At 71.3% G+C, this 14276-nt stretch carries 14 protein-coding genes; 7 read left to right on the forward strand and 7 right to left on the reverse strand.

The window, feature by feature from the left end:
* Nucleotides 1–10 precede the first annotated feature (10 nt).
* From QU602_RS12105 to QU602_RS12115, 3 genes are all read right to left on the reverse strand, one after another.
* Nucleotides 11–265, reverse strand: a complete 255-nt coding sequence (locus QU602_RS12105) for a WhiB family transcriptional regulator (protein WP_308800165.1) — start codon at nt 263–265, stop codon at nt 11–13.
* 246 nt (nt 266–511) lie between these two features.
* Entirely contained in the window at nt 512–1489 is a 978-nt protein-coding gene (gene galE / locus QU602_RS12110) for a UDP-glucose 4-epimerase GalE (protein WP_308796710.1), read from the reverse strand.
* A gap of 70 nt (nt 1490–1559) precedes the next feature.
* The gene (locus tag QU602_RS12115) at nt 1560–1712 is read right to left on the reverse strand and encodes a hypothetical protein (protein WP_308796711.1); all 153 of its coding nucleotides are present in this window, start codon (nt 1710–1712) and stop codon (nt 1560–1562) included.
* A gap of 100 nt (nt 1713–1812) precedes the next feature.
* On the opposite strand from QU602_RS12115, the gene QU602_RS12120 reads away from it, so the two are divergent.
* The gene (locus QU602_RS12120) at nt 1813–2805 is read left to right on the forward strand and encodes a GlxA family transcriptional regulator (protein ID WP_308796712.1); all 993 of its coding nucleotides are present in this window, start codon (nt 1813–1815) and stop codon (nt 2803–2805) included.
* Between the two features lie 22 nt (nt 2806–2827).
* On the opposite strand, the gene manA is transcribed toward QU602_RS12120, so the two are convergent.
* A complete protein-coding gene (gene manA, locus QU602_RS12125) occupies nt 2828–4087 on the reverse strand; it encodes a mannose-6-phosphate isomerase, class I (protein ID WP_308796713.1) in 1260 nt (419 codons plus the stop codon).
* Nucleotides 4088–4199: 112 nt separating this feature from the next.
* Here manA and QU602_RS12130 point away from each other — a divergent pair, with 112 nt between their 5' ends.
* From QU602_RS12130 to QU602_RS12140, 3 genes are all read left to right on the forward strand, one after another.
* Nucleotides 4200–5378, forward strand: coding sequence for an acyl-CoA dehydrogenase family protein (locus QU602_RS12130; RefSeq protein WP_308796714.1), 1179 nt, complete (start codon nt 4200–4202; stop codon nt 5376–5378).
* Between the two features lie 66 nt (nt 5379–5444).
* Nucleotides 5445–6818: an O-antigen ligase family protein gene (locus QU602_RS12135; protein ID WP_308796715.1), complete on the forward strand. Its 1374-nt coding sequence runs from the start codon at nt 5445–5447 to the stop codon at nt 6816–6818.
* On the forward strand, nt 6815–8131 hold the full coding sequence (locus tag QU602_RS12140) for an O-antigen ligase family protein (RefSeq protein ID WP_308796716.1): 1317 nt from the start codon (nt 6815–6817) through the stop codon (nt 8129–8131). Before QU602_RS12135 ends, QU602_RS12140 begins: the two co-directional genes overlap by 4 nt.
* 62 nt (nt 8132–8193) lie before the next feature.
* Here the strand turns inward: QU602_RS12140 and QU602_RS12145 are convergent, their stop codons facing one another.
* Nucleotides 8194–9528: a polysaccharide biosynthesis protein gene (locus QU602_RS12145; RefSeq protein ID WP_308796717.1), complete on the reverse strand. Its 1335-nt coding sequence runs from the start codon at nt 9526–9528 to the stop codon at nt 8194–8196.
* Nucleotides 9529–9585: 57 nt separating this feature from the next.
* Here QU602_RS12145 and QU602_RS12150 point away from each other — a divergent pair, with 57 nt between their 5' ends.
* On the forward strand, nt 9586–10509 hold the full coding sequence (locus QU602_RS12150; protein WP_308796718.1) for a glycosyltransferase family 2 protein: 924 nt from the start codon (nt 9586–9588) through the stop codon (nt 10507–10509).
* Nucleotides 10510–10512: 3 nt separating this feature from the next.
* Here QU602_RS12150 and QU602_RS12155 read toward each other — a convergent pair whose 3' ends face one another.
* Entirely contained in the window at nt 10513–11145 is a 633-nt protein-coding gene (locus QU602_RS12155) for a class I SAM-dependent methyltransferase (protein WP_308796719.1), read from the reverse strand.
* 83 nt (nt 11146–11228) lie between these two features.
* On the opposite strand from QU602_RS12155, the gene QU602_RS12160 reads away from it, so the two are divergent.
* On the forward strand, nt 11229–11981 hold the full coding sequence (locus tag QU602_RS12160) for a glycosyltransferase family 2 protein (RefSeq protein WP_308796720.1): 753 nt from the start codon (nt 11229–11231) through the stop codon (nt 11979–11981).
* Nucleotides 11978–12382, forward strand: coding sequence for a DUF2304 domain-containing protein (locus QU602_RS12165; protein WP_308796721.1), 405 nt, complete (start codon nt 11978–11980; stop codon nt 12380–12382). The genes QU602_RS12160 and QU602_RS12165 overlap by 4 nt, the downstream gene beginning before the upstream one ends.
* Here the strand turns inward: QU602_RS12165 and QU602_RS12170 are convergent.
* On the reverse strand, nt 12358–14217 hold the full coding sequence (locus tag QU602_RS12170; protein ID WP_308796722.1) for a hypothetical protein: 1860 nt from the start codon (nt 14215–14217) through the stop codon (nt 12358–12360). The genes QU602_RS12165 and QU602_RS12170 overlap by 25 nt on opposite strands.
* Nucleotides 14218–14276 lie beyond the last annotated feature (59 nt).

Below are 14276 nucleotides of genomic sequence, written 5' to 3' on the forward strand. Positions count from 1 at the left end.
GCTGTGCGGGTCAGCCTGCGCGCTTGCGGAGCTTGCGGCGCTCGCGTTCGGACAGCCCGCCCCAGATGCCGAAGCGCTCATCGTTCGCGAGGGCGTACTCGAGGCACTGGGCGCGGACCTCGCAGCCGGTGCAGATCTTCTTCGCGTCGCGCGTCGATCCGCCCTTCTCGGGGAAGAACGCTTCCGGATCGGTCTGCGCGCACAGCGCATCGCTCTGCCAGGCCAGTGCATCGTCGTCGTCGGCGTTCCCCCGAACGCCCGGCATGCCCAGTTCCGTCGGCTGACCCAGACGCACCGGATCGACGAACCAGTCCTCAGGTACGCCAGAACGATATTCGAGGTTTCCCATATCGTCTCCCACCCAGTTGTACCGACCGCCTCTCCGGCGTGTCAGCACAATTACACCGGTGTAATTCCGGTGCGTCAAGTCGCGGCGACCAAACTCTCAATCATGGCCTGAGGCTTCTGGCCAGGAACGACACGCCGGACGCGTGTCGCGGAAGCCGAAGTGTTACACCGGATCGGCTGCGTCGGCAGCGCGTCGTGCACGCCACGCACTCTCGACCATGTCGGCGATCGAATGCCGCATCCGCCAGTCGAGGTCACGCGCAGCGCGGTCGCCCGATGCGACGATGCGGGCCGGGTCGCCCGCCCGCCGCGGCGCGATCTCGGGCGTGAAGGCGATGCCGGTGACCTCGGCGATCGTCCGCATGATCTCACCGACCGAGACCCCCTCGCCCGATCCGAGGTTGTAGACGGGCGCGAGCCTGGCCTCGGCCATCAGCCGCTCGGCAGCGACGACGTGCGCGGCGGCGAGGTCCGAGACGTGGATGTAGTCGCGGACGCAGGTGCCGTCGGGCGTCGGGTAGTCCGCGCCGTTGATCCGCGGGGTCCGCCCGTCGAGCAGGGCGTCGAACACGAGCGGGAAGAGATTGTGCGGACTGACGTCGTACACGTCCTCGGTACCCGAACCGACCACGTTGAAGTAGCGCAGCGACGTGTGCGCGAGGCCGCTCGCGATGCCCTGGTCGGCGATCAGCCACTCCCCGACCAGCTTGGACTCGCCGTAGGGCGACTCCGGATGCTTCGGGGTGTCCTCGGTCACGAGATCGACGTCGGGCGTCCCGTAGACGGCCGCGCTCGAGGAGAAGACGAGGCGCGGCACGCCCGCGCTCTCCATCGCCGCGAGCAGGGTCGCGGTCGCGGTCACGTTCTGCTGGTAGGTGTGCAGCGGGCGGCCGACGGAGACCCCTGCGTACTTGAATCCGGCGAGATGCACGACGCCCTGCACGTTGTAGCGGGCGAGCGTCTCCTGCACGAGCCTGCCGTCAAGGAGCGAGCCGTGCACGAAGGTCGTTCCGGCCGGGACGAATCCACGACGGCCCGACGACAGGTCGTCGATGACGACGGTGTCAATGCCCTTGGCCTCGAATGCGCGGACGACGTGGGCCCCGATGTAGCCCGCTCCCCCGGTGACCAGCCAGCTCATCGGCAACCCTTCCGGCGCACAGACGGTCCGCACGCCTCCCCGATGGTACCGGGGAGGCGTGGGATCCGGATCAGGCCTGTGCGATGGGCGGTCCGCCCGCGTGCCTGACGCGGGCGGCGATCTCGGGACGGCCGTACCCGTCCCGGGCGAGGAGGCGAATCGTGCCGGCGATCCCCCAGAAGATGAGGGCGGCGACGAGGAGCAGCAGCAGGATGGTGGTCATGGCAGAAAATCTATGCCTTGCCATATCCTGCCGAAAGTGGCAGAGTTGCCATCAAACGACGCGTTCCTGCCAACGACGTACACGCCCATCGGAGGTCGCCATGCTGCACACCATCGCCTGCCTCGCCCTGCCCCAGATGGCCCCGTTCGAGTTCGGCGTGATCTGCGAGGTGTTCGGCATCGACCGCAGCGAGCAGGGCGGCCCGACGTTCGACTTCCACGTCATCACCGCCGACCCCGGCCCGGTCCGCACGAAGCTCGGGTTCGACCTGATGATCACCGAGGGCCTCGACGCCGCGGCCCACGCCGACCTCATCGCGGTGCCCGCGTCGCTCATCGACGAGGCACCCGACGAGCGCGTGCTCGATGTGATCCGCGATGCCGTGGCGCGTGGCGCCTGGGTGCTCAGCGTCTGCTCCGGGGCGTTCACCCTGGGCCGGGCCGGCGTGCTCGACGGGCGCAGGGCGACGACGCACTGGATGTACACCGATCGCATGGCCGAGATGTTCCCGGACACCGAAGTCGACCCCGACGTCTTGTTCGTGCAGGACGGCAAGGTCGTCACCGGCGCGGGCACCGCGGCCGGCATCGATGCCGCACTGCACGTCGTTCGCACGGAGCTGGGGCAGTCCGCCGCGAACATCATCGCGCGCCGCATGGTCGTCCCGCCGCAGCGCGACGGCGGGCAGTCGCAGTTCATCCAGACCCCCGTCGTCGAAGCGCGCAGCGACTCCTTCGCGCAGATCACGGAGTGGATGATCGAGCACCTCGACGAGGAGCTGACCGTCGACCGACTGGCCAGGAAGGCGCTCATGTCACCGCGGACCTTCGCGAGGAAGTTCCGTGCCGAGACCGGCACGACCCCGAACGCCTGGCTCAACCGTCAGCGACTGCTCCGCGCGCAGCAGCTCCTGGAGGAGACCGACCTCACGCTCGAGGAGATCGCGCGGGAGACCGGGTTCGGTGCGGCAGCGGTCATGCGGCATCACTTCCTGAAGGTGCTGCAGACCACGCCCACCGCGTACCGCCGCCTCTTCGGCACACCCGGTGACGCGACCGCGGCCGCGGCCCGGTCGGTCGCCGCGGTCGGCTGAGCGCCCGCGCCCGGCACTCGGGTCAGGCGGCGGATGCCTCGGACGCGACGCCGGTCGTCGCCACCCACGCGATCCCGGGGCCGGTGATCTCGAGCGTCGCCTCCTCGGGCGTGACGTAGACCGCGGCACCGCGCGCCAGCACGGTCTCGCCGGTCACGCCCGACACCCGCACCTCGTCGCGCTCGGCGAGCACGATGGCCGGTCCGGTGAGCGTGACGCGCGAGGCATCCGCCCCCGGTTCTGCCCGGTGCAGCACGAAGTCGGGAACGTCGGGCCGGAAGGTGCGCACGCCGTCGGCCGCGACCTCGGGCTCGAGCCGCGGCGGCGGCATGGGCGTCACATCGAGTACGTCGAGCAGCTCGCCGACGTCGATGTGCTTGGGGGTGAGCCCGCCGCGAAGCACATTGTCGCTCGAGGCCATCAGCTCGATGCCGAGTCCGTCGAGGTAGGCGTGGATGTTGCCGGCGCGCAGGTACAGCGCCTCCCCGCGAGTGAGCCGCACCCGGTTCAGCAGGAGCGAGATCACGATGCCGGGATCGCCGGGATACGCCTCGGCGAGCGCGGCCACCGTGGCGAACGAACGGGCGAAACCGGACGACGCGGCGATCTCGCTGGCCGAGAGCCGGACGACGCGCTCGACGACCCACGACGCCTCGCCGGTGTCGCCGCCGCGGCCGTCCCGGAGCAGCCACTCGACGGTCTGCTCGATCCCGCCCTCGCCCGCGAGGTGCGTCTCCAGCAGATCGAGCGCGCCCGGGTCGGGCTGCACGTCGGCCGCATCGGCGGCGCGGAGCGTGGCGAGCACGTCGCGCACCTCCGCCACCGGACGGAATCCCGAGAGGGCGTCGAACGTGTCGCTCAGCGCCACGATGAGCTCGGGCTTGTGGAACGTGTCCTTGTAGTTCCGGTCGTACGCGTCGACGGGAACCCCCTCGGCCTCCTCACGCGCGAACCCGGCCCGGGCCTGCGCGGGCGTCGGGTGCGCCTGCAGCGACAGCGGGCCGCCCGCGGCGAGCAGCTTGAGGAGGAACGGGAGCCGCGCGCCCTGCGCCGCGAGGTCAGCGCCCAGCGCGGTTTCGGGGTCAGCCTCGATCCACTCGGCGAGGTCCCGCGCGCCACCGGTCGCAGCCGGGTCGTCGATCTTCGCGGGCGATCCGGCGTGCGCGCCGAGCCACAGCTCGGCCTCGGGTCCACCAGATGGCCGGGTGCCCAGGAAGGCCGCGATGTGCTCTGACGAACCCCACGCGTAATCGCGTGGAGTGTTGTGGATGCCGACAAACATGCAGGAGTGTCCTTTCGGGCGCGTTGTCTCAAGCTACCAACGGCGTTGCCGCACCACGGCCACCCGGCCATAGGCTCGGCACACCCTTGCCGGAGCCCACCCTGGAGCGCCCATGTCCTTCGAACCGCTCGCCGCCGACTTCTACTCGTACGCCGACGTGCTCACCGATCGCGAGCGCGAGGCGCTCGCCCGGCTCCGCACGTGGCTCGAGACCGAGGTGACCCCGGTCATCGGCGGGTACTGGGAGCGCGCCGAGTTCCCGATGCGGCTGATCGCCCCGCTCGCCGAGCAGGGCGTCCTCTCCTACGCGTGGGAGGAGACCCGTCCGTTCGAGAACTCGGCGGTCTTCCGCGGCTTCGTCGCACTCGAACTCGCCCGGGTGGATGCCTCGGTCGGCACGTTCGTCGGCGTCCAGAACGGGCTCGCGACCGGGTCGATCGCGGTCGCCGGATCGGACGAGCAGCGTGCCGAATGGATCCCGAAGCTCGCCTCGGGCGAGGTGCTCGGCGCCTTCGGCCTCACCGAGCCCGACTCCGGATCGGATTCGGCCCGCGGCCTGCGCACGACCGCACGACGTGACGGCGACGAGTGGGTGCTGAACGGTGCGAAGCGGTGGATCGGCAATGCGACGTTCTCGGACATCACGATCATCTGGGCGAAGGACGAGGCCGACGGCCAGGTCAAGGGGTTCATCGTGCCGACGAGCACCCCGGGGTACGCCGCGACGAAGATCGAGGGCAAGATCAGCCTGCGTCCCGTGCAGAACGCCGACATCGTGCTCACCGACGTGCGCGTCCCCGAGGGACTCCGCTTGCAGCGTGCGAACTCCTTCCGCGACACGGCCGCCGTGCTGCGCGCCACGCGCGCCGAGGTGGCCTGGTCGGCCGTCGGCACCGCGATCGGCGCGTACGAGGCCGCGCTCGCCTACACCAAGGCTCGCGTGCAGTTCGGCAAGCCCATCGCCGCGCACCAGCTGATCCAGGACCACCTGGTGAAGTGCCTCGGCAACATCACCGCATCGCTCGGCATGGTCGTACGGGTCTCCGAGCTGCAGGATCGCGGCCTGCAGCGCGACGAGCACTCCGCCCTCGCCAAGGCGTATGCCACCGCGCGCATGCGCGAGACCGTCGCGTGGGCCCGCGAGGCCTGCGGCGGCAACGGCATCGTGCTCGAGCACCGCGTCGCCCGGTACTTCGCCGACGCCGAGGCGCTGTACTCCTATGAGGGCACGCGGGAGATGAACACCCTGATCGTCGGCCGGGCGATCACGGGTGAGGCGGCGTTCGTCTGAGCGCGTGTCCGCCATGCGAGCTGGGACACACGCCTGAGGCGTGCCCGCGGCGATAGCCTTGACGGCATGAACCCAGGACGCCGCTCCGCGCTCGTCGGCGCCTACGCGACGTTCGCCGTGTTCACGGTCCTCGCCGGGCAGTTCTGGCGCAACCTGCTCGGCTGGTGGGGGTTCGGCGCCGTCGTCGCGCTCGTCGTCGCCGGTGCGATCTGGCTCATCGTCGAGACCCGGCCCACCTGGACGTGGCGTCGGGTGCCGAAGTCGACACTGGCGTTCCTCGGCATCGCGACACTGTCGATCGCGTGGTCGGCATATCCCGCGTCGTCGGCGCTCGGCGTGGCCATCGTGCTGGTCACCGCGTTCGTCGCGATCGCGCTCGCGATCTGCCTGACCTGGAGCCGGCTCGTCACCGCGATCGCCGCGGCGGTGAAATGGGTGCTCGGGCTCTCGCTGGCCTTCGAGCTCGTCGTGGCGCTCTTCGTGCGCCAGCCCGTGCAGCCGCTGTTCCCCGACTACGACCCGAGCGACTACGAGCGCCTGCCGATGGCCTTCTACTGGTCACGGGCCCTGCTCTTCGACGGCGGGCCCGTCGAGGGCATCGTCGCCAGCCGGAACCTGCTCGCCATGGTCGCCCTCCTCGGCGTGATCGTGTTCGGGGCGCTGCTCGCCTCCGGCGCCATGCGGCGCGCGTCGGGCATCGGCTGGCTGATCGTCGCCGGCCTCACGCTCGCGCTCACGCGGTCGGCCACCGTGGTCCTGGTCGCCGTGCTCGTCGCCGTCGCGGTCGCGTTCGCGCTCTGGGCGCGCCGCGTCGGCCCCGACGGCCGTCGCCCCGTCTACCTGACGGGCGTCCTCGCGCTCGTGGCATCCGTCGTCGCGCTCGTGGCCCTCTGGGGGCCGCTCACCTCCCTCTTCGGCAAGAGCCAGGACGTCACCGGTCGCTTCGACATCTGGAACGCCGTGATCGGCCTCGCGGCCGAACGGCCGCTCTTCGGCTGGGGCTGGCTCGGCTACTGGACGCCGTGGGCCGAACCGCTCAACACGCTCTACACGCGCAACGGCGTCACCTACCTGCAGGCGCACAATGCCTGGCTCGACGTGTGGCTGCAGCTCGGCGTGCTCGGGCTCATCGCGTTCGCCTCGGTAGTCGTCGGCGCGCTCTGGCGGTCCTGGTTCCTCGCGGTCGACCGGCCGATGGATGCCTCGGGGCGGCTGCGGCCCCACACCGCGGCGTCGCTCGTGCCCTTCGCGCTGGTCGTCGCACTCATCGGCCAGAGCCTCGCCGAGAGCCGGCTGCTCATCGAGGGCGGTCTGCTGCTGCTGCTCGCGGTCGCCTGGTCCACGAAGCGGTACCAGTGGGCGCCGGAACCCTTGCCCGTCGAACCCGCGCGGACCCGGTTCGACCGCCGCCCGGCCACACGGGCGGCGTCCCCGCGATGACCGCTGAGCGAGGCGGCGCCGGCGCGTGGCCTGCCGTCCGCGCGGCGGTCGGTCAGGCCCGCTTCGCGCAGGCACTCGCGCTGATCGCGATCGGCCTCGCGTTCTCGACCGAGACGATCGTCGCCCTCATGGGCTGGCCAGGGCTGCTCGCCGCACTCGGCGGGCTGATCGTGCTCGCCGGGTTCTCACTCGTCGCGAGGTGGCCGGCGGTCGAGTGGTACGGCATCCTGCCGCTCACGATCCTCGTGTTCGTCGCGTGGTGCGCCGCATCGGTGATCTGGAGCAACACCACCTGGCTCAGCGCGGGCCGGGTCGCCTACCTCGTCGCGTTCGGCGTGCTCGGCGTGTACATCGCGCTCATGCGCGACACCATCCAGATCGTCCGCGCGTTCGGCGACGTCATGCGGGTGCTCCTCGGGGTCTCGCTCGCCCTCGAGGTGCTCTCGGGGATCCTGCTCGACCTGCCCATCGCGTTCCTCGGCATCAAGGGCGACCTCGCCAGCCTCGGCCCGATCCAGGGGATCTTCGGCACGCGCAACATGCTGGGCTTCGTGGCGCTCATCGCGCTGCTGACCTTCATCGTGGAGTGGCGCACGAAGATCTCCCAGCGCGGCAAGGCCGTGGGGTCGATGACCCTCGCGGGGCTGTGTCTCATCCTCGCGGGCTCACCGACGACCTGGGCGGCGCTCGTCGCCGCGCTCGTCGCACTCGCCGCCCTGTACGGACTCCGCCGCGCCGACCCACCGAGCCGCTGGCGGTGGCAGATCGCGCTCCTCGCCGCCGGCGTCGTCGCGCTCGTGGCCGCGTGGCTGCTCCGCATCAGGATCATCGAGCTGATCGACGCGCGTGCCGAGTTCGACGTCCGGCTCGAGGTGTGGCGCGAGGCCTCGCGGTATCTCGCGTCCAATCCGCTGCAGGGGTGGGGCTTCGTCGGCGAATGGCCGAGCGAGCTGGCGCCGTACACGTGGATCGAGCAGATGACGGGGCGCGCCCACGCGTCGGCGCTCAGCGCGTTCATCGACGCGTACTTCCAGGTCGGCGTGATCGGGCTGATCCTCTTCGGCGGGCTCATCGGCGTGGCCCTCGTCCGATCGTGGCTGCTCGCGTCCTCGAGACGCAGCCCGGTGTACCTCTGGCCCGCGCTCATGCTCGTCGTCATCGCGGTCACGAGCGTCACCGAGAGCTTCGCGCTCGTCGAAGGCGGCTGGATGCTGCTCGTGGTGTGCGCCGTGAAGGCCGCGCGCGACATGAGCTGGCGCGATGCGCTCTCGAGGCCGGCGCCCGCCGCACCCTCGTCGGAACGGCTCGGTTAGCCGGCCCGGCTGCGCGGCCCGACCTGCGCGGCTCGAACCGAGCGGGCCGCGAGCCGCGTGGCTCAGGCCGTTGCGGTCGCGGCGGTCGAGCGCCGGTCGGACGCGCGGACGCGGCCGAGCATGACGAGGTGGATTGCGACGCCCAGCAGGGGCCCGGACGCGAGCGCGATCGGGATGAGCACCTCGATCGGCGCCGGCAGGACGAGCACGACGACGGTCGCGATCGACGCGACCACCCAGCCGATCGCGTAGCCGGTGTGCAGGCCCCTGGCGAGGAGCGCGGGACCCGACACACACAGCGCCCCGATGCAGCCTGCCGCGAGGACCAGCAGTGCGAGCAATGTCGCGGGCAGCGCGAAGTCGGCACCGACGAACACGTCGAGCGCCCACTCCCCCGCGAGCCAGACGACCGCCGCGACGACCGCTGCGCCCGCAGCGACGACTACGAGCCACGTCGCGAGCAGCCGGCGTTCGTCGCCGCGACGCAGCGTGAACGCCGTCACGAGATAGCTCTGCAGCGCCATCAGGGGCACGAGCAACGGCGCGCGAGTGAGCGTGATCGCGAAGATGAGCGCACCGAGCAGCGCGGCGTCGAGGTCACGCGCGACCAGCGAGAGCACGAGTGGGAACCCGTTGATGAGCACCGCGGTCGCCGACGCGGCGACGACCGTCTGGGCCGAGTTGGCGGCGAGCCGACGGTAGCTCAGCCCGACGCGCCCGTCACGGAGGAAGCGACGGCCGCCGATGACGAAGAGTCCCGCGACCACGAGCACATACGGCGCGACGACGGCCCACGCGAGCGGGGCGGGCTCGGCGAGCACCGCGAGGACCACGCCGACGCACGCGAGCCGGAGCAGGCCGTCCGCGGCGATCACCAGCCCGAGCACCCGCCAGCGCTGGCGGCCCGCGAGCATCCCGCTCGCGACCGCGACGATCGCGCTGAGTCCCGATCCGATCGCCACCTGCACCGCGAGCCCCGAGTGCTCGCCGAGCGAAGGCGGCGCCCAGAGCAGCGCGGTCGCGAGCAGCACGATCACGACGAGCGCGCCGGCGCCCGCTGCGAACAGCCAGAGTGAGCCGCCGCGGCCACTGCGCGGGCCGTGCTCGGGGCCCGGTCCGGCGCCCTGACGGTTCGGCGCGCGCGCGACGACGACGCGCGTCGCCTCCTGCTGCAGGCCGAACAGGATGCCGACCACGAGGAACAGCGCCGACCAGAACACGCCGAACACGGCGTACTCGGCGGCCCCGACCGTGCGCGCGGTGAGCCACATCACCAGGTATCCGGCGATGCCGGTGACGATCGTGGCACCGAGCATCCAGAGCACGGACTGCCGTGCCTCCGCGGCCGGTTCCTGCTGACCCTCGACCACGGCCGGCTGTCCCTTCGGTTGATACACTGTCGGACAGCTTACGCGTCGGCCGGATGTCTCGACGCGCCCCCGTCTGGAGCAGTCGTGACCGATTCCGCCGTGCCGGGCGATGGCGAGGCGCCGTTCCTCGACGTCGTCATGCCGTTCTGGGGCGACCCCCTGCAGTTCCGGCTGGCCGTCGAGAGCGTACTCGCGCAAGACTCCGGTGGATGGCGGCTCACGATCCTCGACGACGCCTACCCCGACCGCGCGCCGGGCGAGTGGGCCGCGGGCCTCGCAGACCCGCGCGTGACCTACCTGCGCAGCCCGGAGAACCGCGGCGTCAACGGCAGCTTCCGCGAGGCGGTCCGGCTCGCGACCGCGCCGTACTCGGTGATCATGGGCTGCGACGACCTCATGCTGCCGGGCTACGCCCGCCGCATCCGTCAGCTGACCCAGGCGTTCCCGACCGCATCGTACGTGCAACCCGGTGTCGAGGTGATCGACGCCGAAGGCCGCGTGGCGCGGCCGCTCGCCGATCGGGTCAAGGCCGCCCTGCGGCCACGACTCGACGGTCACACGCGCGAGCTCGGCGGCGAAGCCCTCGCCGCGAGCCTGCTGCGCGCCAACTGGACGTACTTCCCGTCGATCGCGTGGCGGACCGACGCGCTCAAGCAGTTCGACTTCCGGCCCGACTACGAGGTCGTCCTCGACCTGGCCCTGCAGATCGAGATCGTCGAGTCCGGCGGCACGATGGTGCTCGACGACGTTCCCGCGTTCCGGTACCGGCGGCACGCCGCCAGCGTGTCGTCGTGGCGTGCCGCCGAGGGCTCGCGCTTCGCCGAGGAGCGCCGCTACCTCGCCGAGGCCGCGGCCGGCATGCGCCGCCGCGGCTGGACGCGCGCCGCCCGCGAGGCGTCGCTCCGGGCCACCTCGCGGCTCAATGCGCTGTCGGTGCTGCCGCGGGCGCTCGTCTCCCGCGACGGTGCGGGCACTCGCGCCCTCATTCGTCACGGGATCGGCCGCTGAGCCCTACGAGGTGCCGTGCATCCGCGCGACCACCAGGAACTCGTTGTAGGTGAAGACCTCGCCGAACAGCCGCGGCAGCGGGAACGACGAGGCCCGCTCCACCCGCGCGCCGAGCTGTTCGGCCCGCTCGCGAAGGCCGTCGAGATCGATGTACGTGACGTGGGTGGCATCGGAGCGGTACCCGCGGGGCTGCGGCGTGATGAAGCAGAGACGCCCGTCCTCCACCAGGTAGGGCACGTACTGGCGCACGAGGTCGACGCCCGCCTCGGAGGGCAGGTGTTCGAGCACGTGCGCGAAGAGGAGTGTGTCGAACGCGCCGGGCTCGGCCTCGGGCGCCGCGAAGAACTCGTCTGGTGTGTACGCCTGCAGCCCGCGCGCACGGGCGATGCGGATCGATTCCGCGTTGTGATCGACCCCGACCGATCCCGCGTCGAGCCCGACGAGATTTCGGCCGAGGCCGCAGCCGACGTCGAGCACCCGGCCCAACCGGAGCCGGCGGAGGTTCCATCGATAGGGCGCCTGCACGTCGATGAAGCGGCGGATCCCCCGTCGTTCGAGCGTCGCCAACCGGTCGGCGTATTCGCGTTTCGCGGTGGGCGGTGCGCTGAACTCCTCGGGATCGGGTGTGCTGGCCACTGAACCACCCTAGTCCGGCGCGATCGGGCGTGACGGACTCCGGCGATCGAGCCCGAGAGAGCCTCGGGCATAGAATCGAGGTCATGTCCACCCTTCCCGGCCGAACGCTGATCATCATGCCCGCGTTCAACGAGGAGGCAGCGATCCCGGCGGTCATCGCCGAGGTCAAGCGGACCCTGCCCGACGTCGACGTGCTCGTCGTGAACGACGGATCAGCGGACGCGACCTCGCAACGCGCTCGCGGTGCCGGGGCGATCGTGCTCGACCTGCCGTTCAACCTCGGCGTCGGCGGAGCCATGCGACTCGGGTTCAGGTACGCCGTCCGGCACGGATACGCCGCCGCCGTCCAGATCGATGCGGACGGCCAGCACGATCCGGCCAGCGTCCCCGAGCTGCTCGCCGTCTTGCACGGCACCGACGGCGGCGGCGGAGCGGACCTCGTGATCGGCGCCCGATTCGCTGGCAAGGGCGAGTACGAGGTCCGCGGGCCGCGAAAGTGGGCGATGCGGATGCTCGCCGTCGTGCTGAGCCGAACGGCGAAGACGAAGCTGACGGACACCACGTCGGGGTTGAAGGCCATCAATCGGCGCACGCTCGCGCTCTTCGCGCGGCACTACCCGGCCGAATACCTCGGCGACACGATCGAGGCGCTGGTCATCGCCTCGCGTTCGGGGCGAGTCATCCGGCAGGTCCCGGTGACCATGCGCAAACGCGCCGGCGGCGTCCCGTCGCAAAATCCGTGGAAGTCGGCCGTCTACCTGGGTCGCGCCGTGCTCGCCCTCGGCTTCGCTCTGACCAGGCCCCCCGCGTTCGAGCCTCAGGAGACTGCGCCATGAGCACGACCGCCTACATCTTCGGCATCATCGCCGCGCTCGTCACGCTCGCTGTCGTGGTACAGATGCTGCGGCACCGGCGCCTGCGCGAACGGCACGCGGTGTGGTGGCTCATCGCTGGCGTGGCCGCGCTCATCGTCGGACTCTTCCCCGGACTCCTCGACGGCGCGGCTGCACTCATCGGCGTGAGCGAACCCGCCAACCTGATCTTCTTCGTGAGCATCGCGATGCTCGTGCTCGTCTGCATCCAGCTCAGCTCGGAGCTGACGCGCCAGGAGACGCAGATCCGTGCGCTCGCGGAGGACGTCGCGCTGCTCGACGAACGCGTGACCGCGCTCGGATCACCCGCCCGGCCGGGAGTCGGCAGCGACTCGCCGGCTCACGACGACACGACCACCTCGTAGCCCGCGTCCGGGCACACCGCCCCGAGCTCATCGGCCAGCAGCGGGTCACCCGTCACGAGCCGGACGCCGCCGCCCCAGAGCTGCATCGCGTCGCACACGGACGTGGCGTCGAATGTGTCGAGCCCGTACGCGTAGGCGCGCACGGGGTCCGAGCTGTCCTCGGAGTGCGCCTGCAACAGCCACGCGTTCAAGAGCGCATCAGAGGCGGGGTCACCAGTGAGACGCACCGCGATCGTCGGGCCGCCGTCGGCGATCGCGAACAGCCGGTCGGCCGCGTCACCGCGCTTCGCGTACTCGGCGTCGGTCGCGAGCGCGACGGCCGCGGGCACGCGACGGATGCCTCCGAGCGGGAGGGATCCCGAGACGACAAGGCCGACGAGCGCGAGCGCCGCGATCGACGCGAGCGCGACACGGCGCGGCGAGCGAGCCGCGGATGCCACGGCGAGCAGCAGCCCGAGCACAACGATCAGCAGCAGCACACAGAGGAGCCAGGCGAATTTTGCCGGGTAGTAGCCCCACCAGCCGAGCCCCGCGCCGAGGCGCTGCAGGACAAGATAGCCGCCGCCGACGCCTCCTGCGCCGAGCAGGGCGAGGACTCCCACGGCATCGCGCCGCAGGCCGAGCGTTCGCGCACGCCTGAGCAGCACGAGCACGGTGGTGACGAGCGCGAGGGCCACGACCAGCGCCACGTCCCGCGGTTCGACCGGCGGCGCCGCGCCGTCCGCGGCGAGCGCGCCACCGGTCGTCCGGAGGTCGCCGAGTGTCACGACCACGCCGTAGACGACGAGCTGAGCGATGCCGACCACGAACACCGCGATCGCGAGCGCACGCCTCGCGACGAGTGCCTGCCAGAAGACCGGCAGCGCCATAGCCCCCAGCGCGAGCGGGACAAGTACCACGGGCGCCCAAGTCGCGAGCAGCAACGTCGCCGCGACGAGTAGGCCGGCCGCCGCCAGGATCGGCGACCGCGGAGCATCCGTCCAGCACACCCAGCACGCCAGTAGGAGGATGACCGCGATCGGCGCGTTGAGGAAGCCGAGCTCGGCCGTGAAACCGAGGACATACCAGCCCAGCACGAACGCCGAGCCCGTGACCCCGGCGAGCACGCGCACCACCGGGTGGGCCGCGCGGACCGATCGCGCCGCGACGAGGCCCGCCAGGACTGCGGCCGCGAGCGTGACGAGCAGTACGAGCTGGGCCTCACGCGCCACGTCATGCCTGAGCATCTCGGCGGCCGCATCTCGTCCGGGGATCATCCAGCTCGCGGCAAGGGCCGCGGTCGAGGGCGCGGGGTTCGGATGGGCGGCGGGGTCGATGCCACCGTCGACGACGATGAACCGCGCAGCCATGGTGTTCCACACGGCGTCGTTCGCGAGGATCCAGCCGACGCGCATCTGCGAGCCCCAGCCGAGTGCACCCACCCAATAGAACAACGACAACACGGGCACCGACAGGACGCCGATCGAGATCGGCAGGTCGGCGGCGGCCGGCAGTCGCAAACCCCGGCCCCTGGCGAGCAGCGCCGAGACCCCGACCGCGACGAGGCCGACGACGACGACCGCCGCTGTCGCGAAAGCGCCGTACTCCAAGCCGGCGACCGGCGCGAAGCGGGCGATCAGGGTGTGCACCCCCAGCAGCGTCAGGATCGCCACCGCGAAGGACAGCGTCCAGGAGGCACGCTGCGCGAAGGCGACCGTGAGCATGGCGATCGCGGCTCCCGCGAGCAACGCGGGGCTCGCGCCTGCGACGATCGCGATGGCTCCCCCTGCGAGGGTCGCCGAGCCGAGCGCGAGCACGCCGAGATCACGCCATCGGCGTGGTGATTCCAGGGGCATCGGGCTCCAGGGTCTGGGGGGCGAAACGCGAGCCGGACGGTGGGTATGACGAAGTCTAG

Source organism: Agromyces protaetiae (assembly GCF_030866785.1).
GTDB lineage: Bacteria > Actinomycetota > Actinomycetes > Actinomycetales > Microbacteriaceae > Agromyces > Agromyces silvae.